This window comes from Streptacidiphilus pinicola, assembly GCF_003258295.1.
In the GTDB taxonomy this organism is placed as follows: Bacteria; Actinomycetota; Actinomycetes; order Streptomycetales; family Streptomycetaceae; genus Streptacidiphilus; species Streptacidiphilus pinicola.
In genome coordinates, this window is the sequence record NZ_QKYN01000008.1 from 34205 (window position 1) to 55346 (window position 21142).

The window sequence follows — 21142 nt, forward strand, 5'->3', positions numbered from 1 at the left end:
ACCGTCAAGAGGTTCGGCCGGCAAGGCCGACCGATGGGATCAGCGTTCGAGTCCTGATGGCAGAGAGCGTTCTCTGATATCCGGTCAGGGCTCTTGACGTTGACATGACTTCAAGAGTTCAATCGGCCGCACCCCCACCGGTACGGCCGAAAGGTCTCGTCATGTTGTCTTCCCGCGGGCGGCCCTGGCTCCTCGTCTCCGCCGCAGCAGTGCTGATACAACTCCCGCTCGGTCTGGGCGCGACGGCCCACGCCGCCACCGCTGCCGGCGCCGTCGGTCAGGTGACGGGGTACGGGGGTCTGTGTCTGGACGACCGGTCGGCGTCGACGGCCAACTTCAATCCGGTGCAGGTGTACACGTGCAACGGGTCGGCCGCGCAGCAGTGGACCGTCGGCGGTGACGGCACGCTGCGGGTGCTGGGCAAGTGTCTGGACATCAACGGCGGTGGGACCGCGAACGGCACGGCCGTGGACCTGTACGACTGCAACGGGACCGGCGCCCAGGTGTGGCAGCCGCAGTCCAACGGCTCGCTGCTGAACCCGCAGTCGGGCAAGTGCCTGGACGACACCAACTGGTCCACCACGCCCGGCACCCAGGCCCAGATCTGGGCCTGCTCCGGCAACGCCAACCAGCAGTGGACTCTGCCCAGCACGACGCCGACGACCAACCCGTTCGGGCCGAACGTGCTGGTCTTCGACCCGTCCATGTCGGCCGCCTCGATCCAGAGTCAGATCAACTCCGTCTACAGTCAGCAGCAGTCCAACCAGTTCGGCACCAGCCGCTACGCGGTGCTGTTCAAGCCCGGCAGCTACAACGTCGACGTCCCGGTCGGCTTCTACACCCAGGTCCTCGGCCTCGGACAGTCGCCCGACGACACCACCATCACGGGCGGCGGCGTGCACGCCGACGCGCAGTGGAACGGCGGCAACGCCACCGAGAACTTCTGGCGCGGCGTGGAGAACCTGAACATCGCGCCCAGCTCCGGCAGCACCAAGTGGGCCGTCTCCCAGGCCTCGCCGATGCGGCGCGTGCACATCCAGGGCAACGTGGTGCTCGACGACAACGGCGGCTGGTCCAGCGGCGGGTTCCTCGGCGATGCCAAGGTGGACGGCCAGGTCAACTCCGGCAGCCAGCAGCAGTGGCTCTCCCGGAACGACGAGTTCGGCAGCTGGACCGGCTCCAACTGGAACATGGTCTTCGTCGGCGACACCGGCGCGCCCGCGCAGAGCTTCCCCAACCCGCCCTACACGACCGTCGGCCAGACCCCGACCAGCGTGGAGAAGCCCAGCCTCTACGTCGACGGTTCGGGCAACTACAACGTCTTCGTGCCGTCGGCGCGCAGCAACTCCACCGGTGCGGACTGGACCAACGGCCAGACCCCGCCCGGCAGCTCGCTGCCGCTGAGCGCCTTCTACATCGCCACCCCGTCCGACACCTCGGCGACGCTGAACGCGGCGCTGGCCGCCGGCAAGAACCTCGTCTTCACCCCCGGCGTCTACCAGCTGAGCGACACCCTGCACGTCACCCGCGCCGACACGGTCATCCTGGGTCTGGGTCTGGCCACCCTGGTCGCGAACAACGGCTCGACCGCGATCGCCACCGACGACGTCGGCGGCGTCCGCATCGCCGGGCTCATCGTCGACGCCGGCACCACGGACTCGGCCTCGCTGATGCAGATCGGCCCGTCCGGCGCCTCGGCCGACCACGCGGCCGACCCGAACGTGCTCTCCGACGTGTACTTCCGGGTCGGCGGCGCCACCTTGGGCAAGGCCGACCACACGCTCGACGTCAACGCGAACAACACCATCGGCGACGACCTGTGGCTCTGGCGCGCCGACCACGGCAACGGCGTCGGCTGGACCAGCAACACGGCGAACAACGGCCTGGTCGTCAACGGCAACGACGTGACCATGTACGGGCTCGCCGTCGAGCACTACCAGCAGTACCAGACGCAGTGGAACGGCAACGGCGGACGGACCTACTTCTACCAGTCCGAGATGCCCTACGACCCGCCGAACCAGGCGGCGTGGATGAACGGCAACAGCAACGGCTGGGCCTCCTACGAGGTGGCGCCCGGGGTCACCGACCACCAGGCCTACGGCCTGGGCGTCTACTGCTACTTCAGCTCCAATCCGGGCGAGGTGGCCGACCACGCCGTCGAGGTGCCGAACACCTCGGGGGTGTCACTGCACGACGTCATGGACGTCTCGCTCGGCGGCACCGGCACGATCGACCACATCGTCAACAGCACCGGCGCGACGGTGTCGAGCGGGTCGACGGTGGCGGACCTCACCTCGTATCCCTGAGCTGCGCTCGAACTGCTGAACGCCACCCCACTGGGCACACCACCCAGTGGGGTGGCGTTTCGTCACATTATCCTCACAGGCGAACTGCCTAGTAGCAGGCAGGATATGACGGAGCCCCCGCAGCCGGGGTGGAATACGGAATCGTCCGTGTGATGTGATGGACGTGTCATATGTTGTGTTTGTTTCGAATGCGCATGCTGCTGCGCCGAACTGTGGGGATACGTGTCCACACCGAACGCCCCTGAGGCCATAGCCGGCGGAGCCGCGCTGCTGGTGCTGGTCCTGCTGATCTGGGCGCTACGTTCGCGCGGCACCAACCGGCGCGAGCGGGCGGCCCGCGACCAGGCGATGGACGGGCTGCGACGGGCTTATGACGACCTGGAGCGCGCCTTCGGACAGGCGCAGGAGCACAACGCGCGGATGACCCAGGAGCTGGACGACGCGGCCGACGAGCTGCGCCGCAGCCGCAGCGAGGGCGGCGAGGTGCTCGCCAACCTCGCGCTGCGTTCGCTCGCCCTGGTGGAGCGCCAGCTCGGCAGCCTGGAGGGCCTGGAGGAGATGGAATCCGACTCGGTGCGGCTGGAGCAGCTCTACCAGCTGGACCACCTGGCCACCCGGATGCGCCGCAACAGCGAGAACATGATGCTGCTCGCCGGTGCGGAGCAGCACCGCGCCGGACGCCCTGGTACGCCCGCCTCCCTGCTCGACGTGCTGCGCGCGGCGCTCTCGGAGATCGAGCGGTACGAGCGCGTGCACCTGACGGCGCTTCCGCCGGTCCACCTGCGCCCCGAGGTGGCCGACGACCTCAGCCACGTCTTCGCCGAGCTGCTCGACAACGGCACCGCCTTCTCCCCGCCCACCGAGGCCGTCACCGTCACCGCCTGGCACCTCGACAGCGGCGAGGTCATGGTCTCCATCGCGGACCGCGGCATCGGCATGACCGACGCGATGCTGCGTCAGGCCAACTTCGCCCTCGCCGAGCAGGCCGAGACCCACGAGGTCGGCCACGGCAGCGGTCGCTCGCTCGGCCTGCGCGTGGTGACCCTGCTCTCGCGCCGTCTCCACCTGCGCGTCCAGCTGCGCGCGAGTGCCGGCGGCGACGGGACCACCGCGCTGGTGGCGCTTCCCGCGATGCTGCTCACCGAGGCCCCTGCCCCGGCCCTGCAGGCCCCCGCCGGCCTCCCGGTGCCGGCGTCCGCCGAACCGCCCCCGGCCTCGACCCGGCTGCGCGGCCCCGGCCTCTCCGCCGTCCCGCAGCCCGTCGGCGCGGCCTCCCGCACCGCCGAGCGCGCCCCCGCCAACGGGCTGCCCAAGCGGGTCCCCGGCGAGAGCGGCCAGTTGGCGCAGCTCACCGACCCGAGCCCCGAGAGCGCGCGGACGGAGGACGCCGGTTCCTCCGCCGACGACCTCCGCCGCCGCCTCGGCGGCTTCCAGAACGGACTGCGCGCGGCCGCAGCCCCGCGCGAGGAGGACGACAAGGCATGACCCAGGCGAACCCGCAGCTCCGGCTGCGCTGGCTGCTCGGCGATGTGCTGATGGGCACACCGGGCCTGCGAGCGCTCGCGCTGGTCTCGACCGACGGGCTGCCGCTGGTCGCGGTCGACGAGCACTGCCCGGCCGAGGAACTGGCGACCTTCGTGGCCGGCATCAACGGCCTTGCCGCCGGCCTGACCACGCTGCTCGACTACGGCACGCTCAAGCGCACCGTGGTGACCCTGGCCGAGGGCACGCTGATTCTGATGTGCGTCGACCGGACCGCCTGCCTCGCCGCCTACACCACCCGCGACTGCGACCTGAGCGTCGCGGCGTTCCAGATGGCCCGGCTCGTCGAGCAGGCCGGTCACGTGCTCACCGCGCACGTCCGCACAGACGTCCAGGAGGCGTTCCGGTGACTGTCCCCGCGCGCTCGCTCCGCGTGCGCCCCTACGCGCTCACCGGCGGCCGCACCCGCTTCGGTCAGGTGCTGCTCGTCGAGACCCTGATCTCGGCGGTCGAGCAGCACTCGGGGCTCGGGTCCTGGCCGGGCCGGCCGCCCGCGTCCGCGATGCCGGAGCTGGAGCGGATCTGCGCGCTGTGCGAGGGTCAGATGCGGTCCATCGCCGAGGTCTCCGCCCTGCTGACGCTGCCGCTGGGCGTCGTCCGCGTCTGGGTCAGTGACCTCGTCGACGCGGGCCGGATCCGCGTGCACGGCAGCACCGTCAGCGTCGGCGCCTCCGGCTCGCCGATCGGCGTCCCGGGCCGTCCGGGCCGTGTGGTGCTCGAAAGAATCCTCGGAGGCCTTCGTGACCTGGCCTGACACCCGCACCGACCGGGCCGCCGGCCGTGCGGTGCCCGGCGGCGGGGCGGTGACGCCCGGCATCCCGCTCACCGAACTGCCGGTGACCTCCGCGAAGATCGTGATCGCGGGTGGCTTCGGCGTCGGCAAGACCACCATGGTCGCGTCCGTCTCCGAGATCACCCCGCTGCGCACCGAGGCGATCATGACGGACGCCGGAAGCGGCACCGACGAGCTGACTCCCGGCTCCGGCAAGACCACCACCACCGTGGCGATGGACTTCGGCCGGCTGCACATCGCGGACGACCTGATCCTCTACCTCTTCGGCGCACCGGGCCAGCGGCGCTTCTGGTTCATGTGGGACGACCTGGCCCGCGGCGCGGTGGGCGCGGTGGTGCTGCTCGACACCCGGCGCCTGGAGGACGCGTTCCCCGCGGTCGACTACTTCGAGAGCAGCGGGCTGCCCTTCGTCGTGGCCGTCAACGAGTTCGAGGGCTCGCCCTTCTACGAGGAGGCGGACATCCGCGACGCGCTCAGCCTGCACGCGGGCGTGCCGTTGCTGCACTGCGACGCCCGCTCCCGCGCCTCCTCGGCACGGACGCTGGCGGCGCTGGTGCAGCACACCCTTGCCGTCACGGCCGTCTGACCAGTCACCACCAACACCTGGAGCACAACTTGGCGAGAATACTCGTCGTCGGCGCCGGCCAGTCCGGTATGCAGACCGCCCTCGGCCTGCAGAACGACGGCCACGACGTCACGGTGATGACCGACCGCACCCCGGACGAGGTCCGCGCGGGCCGCGTGATGTCGACCCAGTGCATGTTCCGCACCTCGCTCGGGCACGAGCGTGACCTCGGCATCAACCTGTGGGAGGCGGAGGCCCCCAAGGCCCTCGGCCTCGGCGTCTCGGTGAGCGGCCCCGAGGCCGCCCGCGTCATCGACTGGGTCGGCCACCTCGACGACTTCGCCCAGTCCGTCGACCAGCGCGTCAAGATGCCCGGCTGGCTGGAGCTGTTCGCGCAGCGCGGCGGCAAGGTCGTCGTCAACGGCGTCACCGTCTCCGACCTCGACTACCTCGTGCGCGGCTACGACCTGACCCTGGTCGCCGCCGGCAAGGGCGAGCTGGTCTCGATGTTCGCCCGCGACCCGGAGCGTTCGCCCTACAGCACGCCGCAGCGCGCGCTCGCCGTCTCCTACGTGCACGGCCTCGCCCCGCGCCCGGAGCACGACTTCCCCGCGGTGCGCTGCAATCTGGTGCCGGGCGTCGGCGAGCTCTTCGTCATCCCCGCCTACACGCTCTCCGGCCCGTGCGACATCCTCTTCTGGGAGGGCATCCCGGGCGGCCCGCTCGACGTGTTCGAGCCGGCGCTGGACCCCGAGGAGCACCTGCACCGCACGCTGGACCTGATGCGCACCTACACCCCGTGGGAGTACGAGCGCACCCGCGGCGTCGAGCTGACCGACGCCCGCGCCACGCTGGCCGGCCGCTACGCGCCGACCGTGCGCAAGCCCGTGGGCGAGCTGCCGGGCGGCGGCGTGGTGATGGGCGTCGCGGACGTCGTCGTCGCCAACGACCCGATCACCGGCCAGGGCTCCAACACCGCGTCCAAGTGCGCCGCGCACTACATCGAGGCGATCCGCGCCCAGGGTGACGGTCCGTTCGACCGCGCCTTCATGGAGCGCACCTTCGAGTCCTTCTGGGCGAGCGCCGCGGGCGACGTCACGGCGTGGACGAACGCGATGCTGGCCCCGCCGCCGGAGCACGTGCTCAACCTGATCGGGGCCGCGGGCCAGATCCAGCCGGTCGCCGACCGTTTCGCCAACGGCTTCGACAACCCCTCGGACTTCCCGAACTGGTTCTTCACGCCGGACGCGGCCGACGCCTACCTGGGCTCCTTCAGCCAGGGCTGAGCGGGCCTCCCCGCCGCTGACGCCGGATCAGCCCGGTCCGACCCCGCCCTCGGGCGGCGTCGGGCCGGGCTGTCGGCGTTGTGCGGCGAGGACCTCGGCCGGGAGAGTCGTCGCCATGCGGGGATAGTGCATCCTGTGTAGTACACGCCGCGTAGTAATCGAGCTGAATCGTCGTCATGCGTTCACCGGGACGTGGCCCTACGGCCCACTCGATCGACTGTTCTGTGACGGCACGTTCCGCACTACCCACCCACGGAGTTGTCGTGACCAAGAAGACCATCAGGCTGACCACCGCGATCGGCGCGGCCGGCGTCCTGGTCGGCGTGATCGCCTCCCAGGCGACCGCGCAGGCGTCCACCGCCGCAGCGCAGCGCCCGGCAGCCGCCGCGAAGCACGTGCTGCTGCTCTCCGTGGACGGTCTCCACCAGACGGACCTCGCCTGGTACGTCGCGCAGCACCCGAAGTCCGCGCTGGCGCGCCTGGTGCACGGCGGTACGGAGTTCACCCACGCCCAGACCACCATCCCGTCGGACTCGTTCCCCGGCATGGTGGCCCAGGTGACGGGTGGCACGCCCGGCACCACCGGCGTCTACTACGACGACACCTACAGCTCCGCGCTGTTCCCGGTCGGCACCACGAACTGCAAGACCGCCAAGCTGGGCGCCGAGGTCGACCTCACCGAGGACATCGACAAGAACAAGAACTCGATCGACGCCGGCCAGGGCCTGAAGAACCTGCCGCAGAACATCCTGGCGATGTCCGGCAACCCGCTGACCAACATCGACCGGTCCAAGCTGCCGGTCGACCCGAAGACCTGCAAGCCGATCCTGCCCAGCTCCTACCTGCGCGCCAACACGGTCTTCAGCGTCGCCCAGAAGGCGGGCCTGCGCACGGCCTGGTCCGACAAGCACATCGCGTACCAGATCCTGGACGGCGCCTCCGGCTCCGGCATCGACGACATGTTCTCCCCGGAGATCAACAGCCAGGCCATCGGCTACCCGGCCGGCACCGACTGGACGCAGACCAACTCGGCGACCGAGAAGTACGACACGTACAAGGTGGACGCGGTCCTCAACGAGATCGACGGCAAGGACCACTCCGGCGCCAAGCACGTCGGGACCCCCGCCATCTTCGGCATGAACTTCCAGTCGGTCTCCACCGCCCAGAAGCTGCCCACCTCCGACAGCCTCACCGGCGGCTACAGCAAGGCCGGTACCCCGGGCCCGCTGGTGGCGAAGAACCTGGCGTTCGTCGACGCCCAGGTCGGCCGGCTGCTCGCCGAGCTGAAGAAGGACGGCCTGGCCAGGACCACCACCGTCATCCTCTCCGCCAAGCACGGCCAGTCGCCGACCAAGCCGGCCGCGCTGACCCGGATCGACGACGGCAAGCTGATCGACGGCCTCAACGCCGCCTGGAAGAAGGCTCACCCGAAGGCCACCGCGGACCTGGTCGCCCACGCCGTGGACGACGACGGCGTGCTGATGTGGCTGAGCGACCGCTCGCAGGCCGCGGCCGACTTCGCCAAGCACTACCTGCTCGCGCAGTCCGGCTTCGGCACCGACATCAACAAGGCGCCCAAGGCCTTCACCCGCGGCGGCCTGCAGACGGTCTACGCGGGCGCGGCGGCCGCCACGTACTTCGGCACCACCGTCAACGACGACCGGGTCCCGCAGATCTTCGGCATCTCGCAGTACGGCGTCGTCTACACCGGCGGCACCGGCAAGATCGCCGAGCACGGCGGCGCCCACGCCGACGACCTCGACGTCCCGCTGGTCGTCTCCGGCGCCGGCGCCACCCAGGGCGCGGTCTTCGGCGGCGGCGTGCACACGACCTCGATCGCCCCGACGATCCTTCAGCTGCTGGGCCTCGACCCCCAGTCGCTGACGGCCGTCCGCGCGGACCGCACCCCGGTCCTCCCGCTCAAGCGCTGACACGCTGACGCGCTGAGCCCCGTCGGGTCCGGACCCTCAAGGTCCGGACCCGACGGGGCTCGCTGTCGTCAAGGAGTCCGCTTCGGACGGACGGTCAGGACGCGGCGACGGCGTCCGTCTCGGGGGAGTCGTCCGTCTCGGCTGCCGTCAGCGGCTGCCGGTCCAGCCAGGCGCCCATCTCCGCGTAGGCGCGCTCGCGCGCGTCACGCTCGGAGAGCACCACGTCGTGGCGGGCGCCCGGGATCGGGACGACGGTGGTCTCGCCGCCCAGGCAGCCCGACCAGCGGGCGATCTGCTCGACGTCCAGGACGGTGTCGGCCCGGTCGGCCTGCTTGGACCAGGTGCGGGCCCAGTGGCTCCGGTCCGAGCGCAGCACCAGCGAGGGAACGCCGACGTCCAGGCCCTTGTGCAGACGGGCGTGGCCGCGCCGGACGGCGTTGAGCCAGCCGTGCGTGACCGGGAAGCCGCTCAGCGGCTTGAGCTCGGTGTCGAAGTCCCACTCGCCCTGCGCGCCGACGTGGACCGAGTCGCCGTAGACCGTGCTCGGCGGCAGGGAGAGCGGACGCAGCGGCGCGACGCGGGCGAGCACCCGCAGCGCCTGGGTGAGCGGCCCGCGCTGGAACGGCTTGCCCTGCAGGTCGAACCACGGGCTGTTCAGCACCAGGCCCGCGACCGGCGCGACGCGCCCGGCGGCCCGGCGGCGGTCCAGCCACAGTGGCAGCACCAGGCCGCCGGTGGAGTGCGCCATCAGCACCACCGGCAGCCCGGGGTGCTCCTCGGCGACGACCGCCAGCGACCGCTCCAGCTCGGCGTCGTAGAGCGCGAGGTCGGAGACGTAGTGCGCGGTCTGCCCCGCGCGCCGGGCCCGGCCGCACTTGCGCAGGTCGAGCGCGTAGAAGGCGAGGCCGCGCGCGGCGGCGAAGTCCGCCAGCTCCGTCTGGAAGAAGTAGTCCGAGAACCCGTGCACGTAGAGCAGCGCGCCGCGCACGGACTCGTCCGGCCGAGGCTCACGCCGTACCAGCACGGCGGCGACGGACCCCTCGCCGTCCGGGTCGGTGCCCAGGTCGATGGTGTGCTGGACGTAGCCGTCGCCGAGGATGTCCGGCTGCCAGTCGGGCTCGTGCATGGAGGTCCTTCCGGGGAGTTGAATCTGGGTTCACTTTGACCGACGGGCCGCCCTCATCACAAGGCCCAGCAGCGTCGTGTAGTGCGCCGGTGCGATCCGCGCGAGCAGGTCGGGCACTTTCGCGCTCAGCGCGATCAGCAGCCGCGGCCGACGCCGTTCGACGGCGTCGACGATCTCCGCGGCGGCCTTCTCGGGCGGGTAGCTCAGCAGCCGGTCGAACGCGGCCTTCTCCGAGGCCTCCTCGCCGGCCGACACGCTCGCGGCCACCCGGCTGCTCTGCGCGATCCGGGTCCGGATGCCGCCCGGGTGCACCACCGTCACCCCGACCTGCCCGGCCAGCTCCGCGCGCAGCGCCTCGGTGAAGCCGCGCACGGCGAACTTGCTGGTGGCGTAGGCGACCTGACCAGGCGGGGCGATCAGCCCGAACAGGCTGGAGAGATTGACCAGGTGCGAGCCGGGGTTGGCCCGCAGCACCGGCAGCAGCGCCCGCGTCAGCGTGACGACGGCCCGGTAGTTGATCGCCATCAGCCAGTCGAACTCCTCCTCGCTGACCTGCTCGAAGGTGCCGCCCAGTGCCACGCCCGCGTTGTTGACCAGCAGCGTCGTGTCCGGGTGCGCGGCCGCCAGGGTCGCGCCGAGCGCATGGGCGGCCGCGTCGTCGCCCAGGTCGGCGACGTAGGTCGTGACCGGCCGTGTGCCGTCGGCGCGGACCGCCTCGGCCACCCGTTCCAGTCCCTCGGCGTCCCGGTCCACCAGGGCCAGCGCGCTGCCGCGCCGGGCCAGGACGTGCGCGAGCTGCTCGCCGATGCCGCTCGCCGCGCCGGTGACGACGGCGGTGCCGCGGGTGAAGTCGAAACGGTCCATCAGGCGGAGACCTCCGCGGCGGCGGGGGAGTGGGCGGTCGAGGTCCCCGGACTGACGCTCAGACGCAGCTCAGGGTCGGTCACCGGCAGGTGCCGCAGCAGCTTCACGTCGTCGGGGTAGCTCATCGAGGTCAGCCACGGTGCCCGCTCGCCCTGCTGGGGGAGCTTGTCGATCGCGCGCTGGATGTAGCCCGCCCCGAAGTCGAGCAGCGGCCGCGTGGGCATGGCCGGATCGGCCGGGACGGGGACGGCGGTGTCGAGGCCAAGGCCGTCCATGTGGGCCAGCAGCCGGCAGAAGTGCTCGCAGAGCAGGCCGACCTTGAGCGTCCAGGAGGAGTTGGTGTAGCCGATGGAGTAGGCGAAGTTCGGCACGCCGGAGAGCATCATGCCCTTGTAGGCGACGGTGTCGGCGAGCCGCACCGCCCGCCCGTCCACGCTCAGCCCGATGCCGCCCATCGCCTGCACGTTGAGCCCCGTCGCGGTCACGATCACGTCTGCTTCGAGCTCCCGGCCGGACTCCAGCCGCACGCCCTGCTCGGTGAAGGTCGCGATCCGGTCGGTGACCACCGACGCCCGGCCGGCCCGGATCTCCCGGAACAGGTCGCCGTTCGGGACGGCGCACAGACGCTGGTCCCACGGGTCGTATGGCGGGTTGAAGTGCTCGTCGACGGGATAACCCTCGGGCAACTGCTTGATGTTGACCCGTCGGATCAGCTTCCGCGCGGTCTTGGGGTACTTCTGGAAGAGCCGCCAGATCGCCTGCGAGCGGGCGATGTTCTTGCGCCGCGCCAGCGCGTAGCCGCGGTCCTCGCCGAGCAGGCGCTGCAGCAGGTTGGCCACCTTGTCCTGGGCCGGCACCGGCATGATGTACGTCGGGGTGCGCTGCAGCATCGTCACGTGGGCGGCGTCCCCGGCCAGCGCCGGAACGAGGGTGACGGCGGTCGCGCCGCTGCCGACGACGAGCACCCGCCGGCCGCTGACGTCCAGGTCCTCCGGCCAGTGCTGCGGGTGGACGATCGTGCCCCCGAACCGTTCGCGGCCGGTGAATCCCGGCGTGTAGCCCTCGTCGTAGCGGTAGTAGCCGGCGGCGGCGAAGACCCAGTTGCAGGTCCAGCGGGCCCGCTCACCGGTGTCGGTGCGCTCCGTCTCCACCGTCCAGCGGGCGTCGGCGGAGCTCCACGAGGCGGCGAGCACCCGGGTGCGGTAGTGGATCCTGCGGTCGATGTCGTGCTCGGCCGCGGTCTCGCGCAGGTAGGCAAGGATCTTGTCGGCGCTCGCGATCGCGTCCTTGTCCCGCCACGGCTTGAACTCGTAGCCGAAGGTGTGCAGGTCGGAGTCGGAGCGGATGCCGGGGTAGCGGAACAGGTCCCAGGTGCCGCCGGAGGCCTCGCGGGCCTCCAGGATCGCGTAGCTGCGTCCCGGGTGCTCGCGCTGCAGGTAGTAGGCCGCGCCGATGCCGGAGATCCCGGCGCCGACGATGAGCACGTCGACGGACCTCGCCGCACCCGTCGCCGTGTCGTCCCCGGTCGGGGTACCGTCTGTCGCGGCCATCGTGAGCTCCCGTCGCGCGTGTGGACCTGGTTGCCGATCATCGTCGCCGCGCGCGGCCGCCCCGGCCTATGGGCAGGTTGCACCGATCTCGGGCTGCTGTGCAGCAGAGTGCACCATACCTGCCCTACGCTGGACGCATGCTGTGGGAACCACCGTCGCCCCGGGTGCGGGAGCTGATCCGGCAGGGCGCCGAGCTGGCCGTCCGCGCACCGGAGGAGTGGCTGCGGGAGATCGACGTGGCCACGCTCTCCGGCCCGCACAACAAGGAGCTCGCCGACGATCCCGCGCTCGCCGCCGCCACCCGCCGGGCCAACCGCTCCAACCTGCTCTTCTGGGCCGCCGCCAACGTGCAGGCCCCTGGGCTGCGGGTCCCGCCCAACGTCGGCCCGCCGCAGGTCGACATCGCCCGCGACCTGGTCCGGCGCGGCCTGAACGAGACCGCGCTCGACGCCTACCGCGCCGGGCAGGCGGTGGCGCTGCGGCTGTGGACCGAGATCTGCTTCGGCCTCACCTCCGACCTGGCGGAGCTGCGCGAACTGCTGCTCGTCACCACCCACTCGATCGCCGCCTTCGTCGACGACACCATCGCCGGCGTCGCCGAGCAGATCGCCAGGGAACGCGAGGAGCTCACCTCCGGCAGCCACGCGGAACGCCTGGAGACCGTCAGCCTGCTGCTCGACGGCGCCCCGATCCCCGCTGCCCGCGCCGAACAGCGCCTGGGCTACCGGCTCGCGGGCGAGCACACCGCGGCCGTGGTCTGGAGCGACGGCGCGGAGACCGACCTCGCCGCGCTGGACCGCTCGGCCGAGCTGGTCGCCGCGGCGGCTGCGGACTCGCGCCCGCTCGTCGTCCTCGCAGGCGCCGCGACGCGCTGGGTCTGGGTGCACGGCCGCCCCGATCCCGAGGAGCTGCGCGCGCGGGCCGGGGCCGCCGCGGGTGTGCGGATCGCCGTCGGCTCGACCGGCGCGGGCGTGGGCGGCTTCCGGCGCGGCCACCTCGACGCGCTCGCGGTGCAGCGCATGCTCGCACGCCTCGCCTCCCCGCAGCGCGTCGCCACCCACGACGAGGTCGAGCTCGTCGCCCTGCTGACGGCGGAGCCGAAGGACGCCGAGCACTTCGTCCGACGCGTCCTCGGGGCGCTGGAGGGCGCCGAACCGGAGGTCGCCGAGGCGGTCCGGGTCTTCATCGCCGCCCAGTGCAACGCCTCCCACGCGGCGGCGCGGCTCTACGTCCACCGCAACACCCTGCTGCGCCGCCTCGCCCGCGCCGACCGGCTGCTGCCGCGCCCGCTCGCCGAGAACGTCGTGGAGGTCGCCGCCGCCCTGGAGGTCCTTCGCTGGCGACCCCACGGCTGAGGCCGCGCGCCGGCGCCGCCCCGGTGGCGACCCGGCAGCGCATCGGTGACCCTGGAGGCGCGGCCGGCCGCAGGACACGGGCGCCGACGGCGGCCGGTTAGAGGGCTCCGACGAGGCGAGGACTCCCATGAGCGACGCAGGGGCAGGAAGTCCCGTCGAACCGGCCCTGCGTCCCGGGCTACTGACCTTCCTCGGCGGCGTCGGCACCGTCACCGGCAGCAAGTACCTCGTCGAGACCGACCACGCGCGGGTGATGGTCGACTGCGGCATGTTCCAGGGCCAGGCCGAGCTGCGCCGCCGCAACTGGCGTCCGCTGCCGCTGGACCCGCGCGACGTCCGCGCCGTCGTGGTCACGCACGCCCACCTCGACCACACCGGCTACCTGCCGCGGATCGTGCGCGAGGGCTTCCGCGGCCCGATCTTCTGCACGCCCGACACCGCCCGCCTGGCGGAGCTGGTCCTGCGCGACAGCGCCCACCTGCAGGAGGAGCAGGCCGAGCACGCCAACCGCGAGGGCTGGTCCAAGCACCGCCCGGCCGAGCCCTTCTACACGCAGGCGGACGTCGAGGAGGTGCTGGCGCTGCTGCGGCCCACCGAACTCGGCCTGTTCACCGAGATCGCGCCCGGCACCATGCTGCGCCTGCACCACGCCGGCCACATCCTCGGCTCCAGCTGGGCCCACCTGACCCTGGAGGACGGCGGCACCGTCGCCTTCAGCGGCGACCTCGGCCGTCCCGTCCACCCGCTGCTGCGCCCGCCCGACCCGTTCACCGGCGCGGACGTGCTGCTCGTCGAGTCCACCTATGGCAACCGCGGCCACGACGACGCGCAGAGCCGCGAGCACTTCGCCCAGGCGATCACCCGCACGCTCGCGCGCGGCGGCACTGTGCTGATCCCCTCCTTCGCCGTGGACCGGACCGAGGTGGTGCTGCACGAGCTCGCCGAGCTGCGCCGCAGCGGGCGTCTCTCCGCCGCCGTTCCCGTCTACGTCGACAGCCCCATGGCGCTGGCCGCCCTGAAGATCTACCAGGACGCCGCCGACCGCGGCTCGGACCAGTTCCGGCCGCGGGCCGAGGCGGACCTGGACTCTTCGCTGGACCCCGCGCCGTTCAAGGCCGCCCGCAGCGTCCAGGAGTCGATGGCGATCCAGAACAGCCCGCTGCCCGCCGTCATCGTCTCCGCCTCCGGCATGGCCACCGGTGGCCGCGTCGTGCACCACCTGCGCCGGCTGCTGCCCGACCCGCGCAACACCGTGCTCGTCGTGGGCTTCGCGGCCAAGGGCACCCGCGCCCGCGACCTGCTCGAAGGCGCGCGCTCGCTGAAGATGTACGGCACCTACGTGCCCGTCCGCGCCGAGGTCGTCGACATCGGCGGCTTCTCCGCCCACGCCGACGCGGAGGAGGTGATCGCCTGGCTGCGCGACGCCCCCGCGCCGAAGACCGTCTACGTCGTCCACGGCGAGCCGGAGTCCTCCGCCGCGCTGCGCGACAGGATCGAGCGCGAGCTCGGCTGGTGCGCGGTCGTGCCGCGCTCCGGCGAACACGTCCTGATCCGGTGAGAGCCTGATCCGCTGAGAGGGAGCCGAGTTGACCAGTCACGCGCCCCCGGCCGGCCGCACCGTCCACGAGATCATGAGCACCCAGGTGGTGACCGCGACCAGCCGCACCCCGTTCAAGGAGCTGGCCCTGCTGATGGACGAGCACCGGATCAGCGCGCTCCCGGTGCTGGACGCCCGCGGCCGCGTGATCGGCGTCGTCTCCGAGGCCGACCTGCTGCTCAAGGAGGCGGGCCGGCAGCAGAAGCTCGGCATGCGCGCCGCTCTCCTCGACCCCGACCAGGCCGCCCGCCTCGCGGCCCTGGTCGCCGACGACCTGATGACCGCCCCCGCCGTCACCGTCCCACCGGAGGAGACCGTCGCCGGCGCGGCCCGCATCATGCTGGAACGCCGGGTCAAGCGGCTCCCGGTGGTGGACGAGGAGGGCGAACTCATCGGCATCGTCAGCCGCGCGGACGTCCTCAAGGTCTTCCTCGCGGAGGACGCGGCCCTCGCGGACGAGGTCCGCGCGGCCCTCGCTCGCACCCTCGGCGCGGAGGTCGCCGCCGGTCTGACGGTCACGCTGGCCCAAGGCGTCGTCACCGTCGGCGGGGCGCTGGGCGACTCGTCCCGCATTCCCGCGGTGGCCCTCGCGGTGGGCGCCGTCGACGGCGTGGTGGATGTGAACTTCGCGCTGGGCAGTTGACAAACCACCGATCCGTACCTGTTACTATGGGGTGCAGCGGAAGGCTGAGCCTCCGCCGCTCCCGCGATTTCTTCGCGGTCGAGCCGTCGGCTTGACGTTCATCGTCGCCGGATCCCAGCACCACCTCGGTACACCGCACGTGCAACGCACCACCGCAGTCCTTCCACCGATCCATCGCGTGACGACCATGCCGCGATGGCGACGTCCTCGGCGTGCCCGCCGGGACCTCACCCCACCACCTCCTGAAGAGGACCCGAATTTCATGACCACCACACTCGAACCTCCCATCACCCGCACCACCAGCACCACACCCGACGTCGACCTCGACCTGGTCCAGGTCTCCGGCGTCCTCGAGCTCCGCGACGGCCACGCCGTCCTGCACACCTCCGGCTACCAGCCCGGCCCCGGCGACCTGTCGGTGCCGGCGGGTCAGGTCCGCAGCCTCGGGCTGCGCAACGGTGACCACCTCACCGGAGTCACCCGTCCCACCGCGAAGGGCAAGGGCGGCGAACGCCGCCCGGCCCTGGCCCGGGTCGACGCCGTGAACGGCCTCGCGCCCGAACGGGCGTGCAAGCGCCCCGAGTTCGGCGACCTGACGCCGCTGCACCCGCAGCAGCAGCTGCGGCTGGAGACCGGACCCGGCGTGCTCAGCACCCGCGTGATCGACCTGGTCGCGCCGATCGGCAAGGGCCAGCGCGGCCTGATCGTCGCGCCCCCGAAGACCGGCAAGACGGTGATCATGCAGCAGCTCGCGGCCGCGCTCGCCCAGAACCACCCCGAGGCGCACCTGATGGTCGTCCTCGTCGACGAGCGCCCCGAGGAGGTCACCGACATGCGGCGCTCCGTGCGCGGCGAGGTGCTCGCCTCCACCTTCGACCGGCCCGCCCGCGAGCACATCGCGCTCGCCGAGCTCGCCATCGAGCGCGCCAAGCGGCTGGTCGAGCTCGGGCAGGACGTGGTCGTGCTGCTCGACTCGATCACCCGGCTCGCCCGCGCCTACAACACGGCCGCGCCCGCCTCGGGGCGCGTCCTGACCGGCGGTATCGACGCCGCTGCGCTGCACAAGCCGAAGCGCTTCTTCGGCGCCGCCCGCAACATCGAGGACGGCGGCTCGCTGACCATCGTCGCGACCGCGCTGGTCGACACCGGCTCCCGGATGGACGACCTGATCTTCGAGGAGTTCAAGAGCACCGGCAACATGGAGCTGCGGCTGGACCGCAGGCTCGCCGACAAGCGGATCTTCCCCGCCGTCGACCCCAAGGCCTCCGGCACCCGCCGCGAGGAACTGCTGCTCGGCCCCGAGCGCACCGCCGCCACTTGGACGCTGCGCCGCGTGCTGAACGCGCTGGACACGCAGGCCGCCACCGAACTGCTGTTGGACCGGCTGAAGCAGTCTCCGAGCAACACCGACTTCCTCCGCAAGGTCGTCACGAGCCGGCCCGACGCCTCGTAGCCTCCGGGCCCCGACGCTCGCCGGCGGAGCCGTGTCCGGCCCGGCGGGTGGTGCCCGCGAGAGCGGCGATGACCAGGGCGGCGACGGGGAGAACGCCCAGCGCGGCCGCGAGCCCGACGGCCGTGGCCAGCCCCCCGACGATCGGGGAGACCAGCAACCAGCCCGCGTTCCCGGCGAAGCTCACCTGGGCCATCGCGGTCGCGGAGTTCGGCAGGTTCGTCGTCGGCGGAGCGCCCCGCGCTCCAGCCGTAGGAGGGTCTCAGTCGGCGAGGCGGCGCTCCTGCAGCACGATCCACCGTGCGGGCACGAACGCCGCCCACAGGGCCATCGGCCAGATCGGCTGCGGGTGGCAGACGAAGCCGACCAGGGTGTCCCGCTCGGTGACCGAGAAACCGCACTCGGGGCTCTTGCGCCGGCCCTTGCCGCGCAGCACCAGGGTGTGCCGTCCCGCCTCGACCTGCAGCTCCAGGCGCCCGTTGACCTGGATCGTCGCGACCTCCTCGGCGTCGAGGAACACCCTCCAGGGTCCGCGGTCCCACACGGCCGACGGAAACGTGCGCTGCACCCTCAACGTAGCGGTCATGTGTCCTGCGGTGCCTCTCGTGGTCGGCGTGAGGGCACCAGTCTGCGCGCTCCCCAGCGCCGACCCGCCGCGCCGCGCCGGTACGCTGGGCCGGTCCTCGCCCTCGTCGGGAACGGAACGCCCCATGGACCTCGTCTTCTCCGGCACCGTGATCGAGTGGCGCGGCCCGGCGCCCTACTACTTCGTGCCCGTCCCCGAGCAGCAGTGTGCCGACATCCACGAGGTGGCCACGCAGGCCAGCTACGGGTGGGGCGTCATCCCCGTCGAGGCCCGCGTCGGGGGCGACGCCTTCACCACGTCCCTCTTCCCCAAGGACGGCGGATATCTGCTGCCCCTGAAGGCGGCGGTCCGCCTGCCCCAGCGCCTCACCACCGGCGACCCGGTCCGCGTGGAGCTGACGGTCCGTCTCTAGCCGCCGACCCGCCCGCTGCCCCGCCTGGGTGAGCGCGACGGCGTCCCGGCAGGTGAGGCCTCGTCAATGCTGGTTGGATCGGCACATGATCGGACGAACGGCTGCGCACGCCCTCGCCGCCGCGCTGCTCGCGGGCACGGCGGGCCTCGGCGCGGCCGGCTGCCCGAGTGGCGCCCCCGTCGCGAACGTCGCGGACGTTGCGATCGGACGCGCCGTCCTCGCGCCGCTGCCCGCCGGGCTGGTGGGCCTCTCCTTCGAGAGCGACTCCGCCACGGGCGGACTCGACAGCGGGCGCTTCGACGCCGGCGGCAACCTCCCCGCGCTGCTGCGCACGCTCGGGCCCGGCACGATGCGGTTCGGCGGCAACTCCGTCGACCTGGGCTTCCACGGCGCGAGCCGGGCCGCGCTCGCCGGAGTGCGCCGGCTCGCCGACGAGAGCGGCTGGCAGGTGCGCTACAGCGAGAACCTCGGCCACTACGACGCGGCCGCGACGGCTGCCGACGCCGCGGCGGCCGCTGCCGCCCTGGGGCCCCGGTTGCGGGCGCTGGCCTGCGGGAACGAGCCCAACCTCTACCCGGGCGTGTTGCGCCGGGAAGACTTCGACATCGTCGCGTACCTCGCCGAGGCCATGCCCTGTTGGCGCGTGCTGCACCGGGCCGCCCCCGGCGTGCCCGTCGCCGGGCCCGACGCCGCCCCGCCGGTCTGGCAGGCTGCGGCCGCCTTCGCGCCGTCCCGGCCGCTGGCGCAGCTCACGGCGCACTACTACCCGCTCACCCACTGCGGTCGGCACCCCGGCAACGGCGGCACGCTGCTCAGCGCCGCCACCCGGGACCGGCAGGGGCAGTACTTCGCGAGTGTGGGGGCCACCGCCCGCGCCGCACGGCTGCCCTGGGCGCTGACCGAGACCAACTCGGCGTCCTGCTCCGGCATCCCCGGCACCAGCAACACCTTCGCCGCCGCGCTCTGGTCGGTGGACTACGCGCTCCAGGCGGCCGAGCACGGGGCACAGGAGGTCGACTTCCACACCTCCGTCAGCCCGCGTTGCGTCCCCTACACGGCGCTGTGTCCGACGGCGCCGCGGCACTTCGCGCCCCGACCCCTCTACTACGGACTGCTGCTGCTCCGTCTCCTCGGGCCCGGCGAGTTGCTGCCTGCCACCCTGACCGACTTCCGGGGGCCGGTCACCGTCCACGCGCTGCGCTCCGCGGACGGAGCGCAGCGCCTGGTGCTGGAGAACCTCGGACCGGACCCGGTCGGGATACGGACGCCCGCCCCGGCGGCGGGCCGGACCGCTCTCGGCTGGCGCCTCGCTGCACCCGGTGGACCGACGGCGACCACGGGCGTCACCGTCAACGGCCGCACGGTCGCGGCGGACGGGACTTTCGCGGCGCCGCCGCCGCTGCGGGTGGCGTGCGCGGCCGACGCATGCCGGCTGCCCCTGCCGGGCTACTCCGCGACGGTGTTGGTCCTCCCCGCGGGTGCGGCCGGCCAGTCGAAGCGGTAGGCGCGGTAGCTGTTGACCCCGGACGGGAACGACGCGTTGAAGACGAGCTTGCCCGAGCGGTCGAACTCGGAGACGTACGGCAGCGCGCCCCAGCCGACGAGCAGACCGCCGTCGCGCAGCGGCTGCGCGTCGCCCTGGGAGGTGGCGCTGAGGCCGGAGGGCTGGTCGTCCGCGTGCTCGAGGGTCGCGGTGCGGGTGCGGAAGTCGAGCCGGACGGTGACGGCCCGGCTGTAGGGCAGTTCGGCGACCGCGCCGGAACCGGTGTTGGCCTGGCCCGCGGCCTCGTTGTCGAAGAAGGTGTAGCGGCCGTCGCCGAGCGGCTCCGGGTCGTGCTGCCAGGCGAAGATCCGTCCGGCGCTGTTCAGGGCCTCCCCGTGAGCGGCCGTCAGCTTGAACGTGCTGGCCTTGCCGCCCAGCTGCCACAGGATCCGGCCGGTGCGGTGCGAGATCTCGTAGGCGGTCCAGGTGTTGCGTGCGTCGACCAGCAGCCTGCCCTGACCGTCCACCTTGACGGCGTTGATGTGGAACCAGTCCCACGGCGTGTCGGGGGAGGCGGGCAGCGGCTGCTCGCTCTGGGCGTAGGGCACGTGGTCCGCGCTGTTCCACTCGAACAGCACCTTGCCGGTGCGGATGTCGACCTCCTGGACGATGCCGTCGAGCACCTTCTGGTGCGCCGAGCCGCCGAGGGAGCGCAGGTCCGCGGTGCGCACGGTGTAGGCCGGGATCAGCGCGGTGTTCCACGGGGTGATCAGGAACTCGTGGCCGTCGGCCGCATAGCCGTGACCGGCGCGGACGGTCGCGATGCGGCGGTAGTGGTCGTCGTAGACGTAGTCGACGCCCTTCGCGGCGCCGCCGAGGCCCGTGCCCTGCCACCAGGTCAGCACCGGCCGCCCGTGGTAGGTCTGCTGGCGGAAGTCGGCCGCCTCCTGCCGGGCGGGCGCGGCGTGCGACCAGACGACCTTGCGGCCGTCCGGGCTGAGGATCTCCACACCGCTGCCGTAGCGGGAGTTGGCGGAGCTGGGGGCGACGAAGAGGTCGCCGTGTTCGGCGCCGGGCTTCTCGGTCAGCACGGACAGGGTCGGCAACGGTGGGGTGGCGGTGGCCGGCGCGGTCGGCGTGGCCGAGGCGGTGGTGGGCAGCAGTGTCACGAGCGCGGCGCTCGCGGCGAGGGCCGCGGCGTGGGTGCGTGCAGGGGTGAAGGTGCGCATGATGCTCCTTTGTGAGGCGTCGGAGCGCGCGTCGGCGACCGCCCCCGGGCACGCCGGAGACGCCGTCTCGGTGGGGATGACGGCAGGGCGGAGCGGGGGGCGGTTCAGGTCCGGGCCGACGCGGGGCTCAGAGAGGGAGTGGTCGCGTCCTCAGCACGGACGACAGGCAGCGGAACAGACGCGCAGCAGGTCGATGTGACCGCGCTTCGTCAGAGAGATGAGGTTCCGCCGCATGGCACGGAGGCTAGCCAGGCCGCCGGACGGCCGTCAACGGACGTCCGGATGGTGATCACCGCGGCGCCTCTCCGGACCGTCAGCGGCTGTGCGCCGCCGACGGGTTGGGGCTACTTGGGGGCGAGGCCCTGCTCACGCAGCCAGGCGAGCCGGCGCGGGGCGGTCGAGCCGCAGCCGCCGCCCTGGCTGG

At 72.5% G+C, this 21142-nt stretch carries 18 protein-coding genes and 1 pseudogene; 13 read left to right on the forward strand and 6 right to left on the reverse strand.

The features are described 5' to 3' along the window. Window positions 1–161: 161 nt before the first annotated feature. From DN069_RS01600 to DN069_RS01630, 7 genes are all read left to right on the forward strand, one after another. A complete protein-coding gene (locus DN069_RS01600) occupies window positions 162–2306 on the forward strand; it encodes a ricin-type beta-trefoil lectin domain protein (protein WP_111498870.1) in 2145 nt (714 codons plus the stop codon). Window positions 2307–2528: 222 nt separating this feature from the next. Then, on the forward strand, window positions 2529–3791 hold the full coding sequence (locus tag DN069_RS01605) for a sensor histidine kinase (protein ID WP_133259800.1): 1263 nt from the start codon (window positions 2529–2531) through the stop codon (window positions 3789–3791). Beyond that, window positions 3788–4198 carry a roadblock/LC7 domain-containing protein gene (locus tag DN069_RS01610; protein WP_111498872.1) on the forward strand — a complete coding sequence of 137 codons (411 nt, stop codon included), beginning with the start codon at window positions 3788–3790 and terminating at the stop codon, window positions 4196–4198. Before DN069_RS01605 ends, DN069_RS01610 begins: the two co-directional genes overlap by 4 nt. Beyond that, window positions 4195–4602: a DUF742 domain-containing protein gene (locus DN069_RS01615; RefSeq protein ID WP_243638831.1), complete on the forward strand. Its 408-nt coding sequence runs from the start codon at window positions 4195–4197 to the stop codon at window positions 4600–4602. Before DN069_RS01610 ends, DN069_RS01615 begins: the two co-directional genes overlap by 4 nt. Window positions 4603–4633: 31 nt before the next feature. Continuing rightward, window positions 4634–5227, forward strand: coding sequence for a GTP-binding protein (locus tag DN069_RS01620; RefSeq protein WP_243638846.1), 594 nt, complete (start codon window positions 4634–4636; stop codon window positions 5225–5227). Window positions 5228–5256: 29 nt separating this feature from the next. After that, entirely contained in the window at window positions 5257–6492 is a 1236-nt protein-coding gene (locus DN069_RS01625) for a styrene monooxygenase/indole monooxygenase family protein (RefSeq protein WP_111498873.1), read from the forward strand. Window positions 6493–6755: 263 nt separating this feature from the next. Further along, a complete protein-coding gene (locus tag DN069_RS01630; protein ID WP_165845333.1) occupies window positions 6756–8423 on the forward strand; it encodes an alkaline phosphatase family protein in 1668 nt (555 codons plus the stop codon). Window positions 8424–8517: 94 nt separating this feature from the next. On the opposite strand, the gene DN069_RS01635 is transcribed toward DN069_RS01630, so the two are convergent. Genes DN069_RS01635 through DN069_RS01645 form a run of 3 tightly spaced genes read right to left on the reverse strand, consistent with a single transcriptional unit; the run spans window position 8518 to window position 11963 of the window. Next, window positions 8518–9549, reverse strand: coding sequence for an alpha/beta hydrolase (locus DN069_RS01635; protein ID WP_111498875.1), 1032 nt, complete (start codon window positions 9547–9549; stop codon window positions 8518–8520). Window positions 9550–9579: 30 nt separating this feature from the next. After that, a complete protein-coding gene (locus DN069_RS01640) occupies window positions 9580–10413 on the reverse strand; it encodes an SDR family NAD(P)-dependent oxidoreductase (protein WP_111498876.1) in 834 nt (277 codons plus the stop codon). After that, entirely contained in the window at window positions 10413–11963 is a 1551-nt protein-coding gene (locus DN069_RS01645; RefSeq protein WP_111498877.1) for a flavin-containing monooxygenase, read from the reverse strand. The genes DN069_RS01640 and DN069_RS01645 overlap by 1 nt, the downstream gene beginning before the upstream one ends. Before the next feature lie 137 nt (window positions 11964–12100). Between DN069_RS01645 and DN069_RS01650 the strand changes: the two genes are divergently transcribed. The 4 genes and pseudogenes from DN069_RS01650 to rho all read left to right on the forward strand — a co-directional run. Next, window positions 12101–13318: a PucR family transcriptional regulator gene (locus DN069_RS01650; RefSeq protein ID WP_111498878.1), complete on the forward strand. Its 1218-nt coding sequence runs from the start codon at window positions 12101–12103 to the stop codon at window positions 13316–13318. A 127-nt stretch (window positions 13319–13445) separates the two neighbouring features. Next, a complete protein-coding gene (locus DN069_RS01655; protein ID WP_111498879.1) occupies window positions 13446–14876 on the forward strand; it encodes an MBL fold metallo-hydrolase RNA specificity domain-containing protein in 1431 nt (476 codons plus the stop codon). A gap of 28 nt (window positions 14877–14904) precedes the next feature. Continuing rightward, window positions 14905–15558: a CBS domain-containing protein gene (locus tag DN069_RS01660; RefSeq protein ID WP_111498880.1), complete on the forward strand. Its 654-nt coding sequence runs from the start codon at window positions 14905–14907 to the stop codon at window positions 15556–15558. 193 nt (window positions 15559–15751) lie between these two features. Next, window positions 15752–17011, forward strand: a pseudogene (gene rho / locus DN069_RS01665) (transcription termination factor Rho); the annotation flags it as partial. On the opposite strand, the gene DN069_RS01670 reads toward rho, so the two are convergent. Both DN069_RS01670 and DN069_RS01675 read right to left on the reverse strand, forming a co-directional pair. Next, window positions 16986–17204 (reverse strand): hypothetical protein, encoded by a 219-nt coding sequence (locus DN069_RS01670; RefSeq protein WP_111498881.1) that lies wholly within the window; start codon window positions 17202–17204, stop codon window positions 16986–16988. The pseudogene rho and the gene DN069_RS01670 overlap by 26 nt on opposite strands. A 66-nt stretch (window positions 17205–17270) precedes the next feature. After that, entirely contained in the window at window positions 17271–17528 is a 258-nt protein-coding gene (locus DN069_RS01675) for a hypothetical protein (RefSeq protein WP_111498882.1), read from the reverse strand. Window positions 17529–17718: 190 nt separating this feature from the next. Here DN069_RS01675 and DN069_RS01680 point away from each other — a divergent pair, with 190 nt between their 5' ends. Together DN069_RS01680 and DN069_RS01685 are read left to right on the forward strand one after the other, a co-directional pair. Beyond that, complete coding sequence (locus DN069_RS01680; protein ID WP_111498883.1) at window positions 17719–18006, forward strand: DUF1905 domain-containing protein; 288 nt, start codon at window positions 17719–17721, stop codon at window positions 18004–18006. Window positions 18007–18091: 85 nt separating this feature from the next. Continuing rightward, a complete protein-coding gene (locus DN069_RS01685; RefSeq protein WP_111498884.1) occupies window positions 18092–19510 on the forward strand; it encodes a hypothetical protein in 1419 nt (472 codons plus the stop codon). Here DN069_RS01685 and DN069_RS01690 read toward each other — a convergent pair. Next, window positions 19453–20718, reverse strand: coding sequence for an arylsulfotransferase family protein (locus DN069_RS01690; protein ID WP_111498885.1), 1266 nt, complete (start codon window positions 20716–20718; stop codon window positions 19453–19455). The genes DN069_RS01685 and DN069_RS01690 overlap by 58 nt on opposite strands. Window positions 20719–21142: the final 424 nt, after the last annotated feature.

Bases quoted from the DNA above. Each gene is read 5' to 3' on its own strand.
- DN069_RS01655 (WP_111498879.1), top strand. From the start codon at position 13,446: ATGAGCGACGCAGGGGCAGGAAGTCCCGTCGAACCGGCCCTGCGTCCC.
- DN069_RS01685 (WP_111498884.1), top strand. From the start codon at position 18,092: ATGATCGGACGAACGGCTGCGCACGCCCTCGCCGCCGCGCTGCTCGCG.
- DN069_RS01650 (WP_111498878.1), top strand. From the start codon at position 12,101: ATGCTGTGGGAACCACCGTCGCCCCGGGTGCGGGAGCTGATCCGGCAG.
- DN069_RS01635 (WP_111498875.1), bottom strand. From the start codon at position 9,549: ATGCACGAGCCCGACTGGCAGCCGGACATCCTCGGCGACGGCTACGTC.
- DN069_RS01640 (WP_111498876.1), bottom strand. From the start codon at position 10,413: ATGGACCGTTTCGACTTCACCCGCGGCACCGCCGTCGTCACCGGCGCG.
- DN069_RS01610 (WP_111498872.1), top strand. From the start codon at position 3,788: ATGACCCAGGCGAACCCGCAGCTCCGGCTGCGCTGGCTGCTCGGCGAT.
- DN069_RS01600 (WP_111498870.1), top strand. From the start codon at position 162: ATGTTGTCTTCCCGCGGGCGGCCCTGGCTCCTCGTCTCCGCCGCAGCA.
- DN069_RS01680 (WP_111498883.1), top strand. From the start codon at position 17,719: ATGGACCTCGTCTTCTCCGGCACCGTGATCGAGTGGCGCGGCCCGGCG.
- DN069_RS01645 (WP_111498877.1), bottom strand. From the start codon at position 11,963: ATGGCCGCGACAGACGGTACCCCGACCGGGGACGACACGGCGACGGGT.
- DN069_RS01670 (WP_111498881.1), bottom strand. From the start codon at position 17,204: ATGGCCCAGGTGAGCTTCGCCGGGAACGCGGGCTGGTTGCTGGTCTCC.
- DN069_RS01690 (WP_111498885.1), bottom strand. From the start codon at position 20,718: ATGCGCACCTTCACCCCTGCACGCACCCACGCCGCGGCCCTCGCCGCG.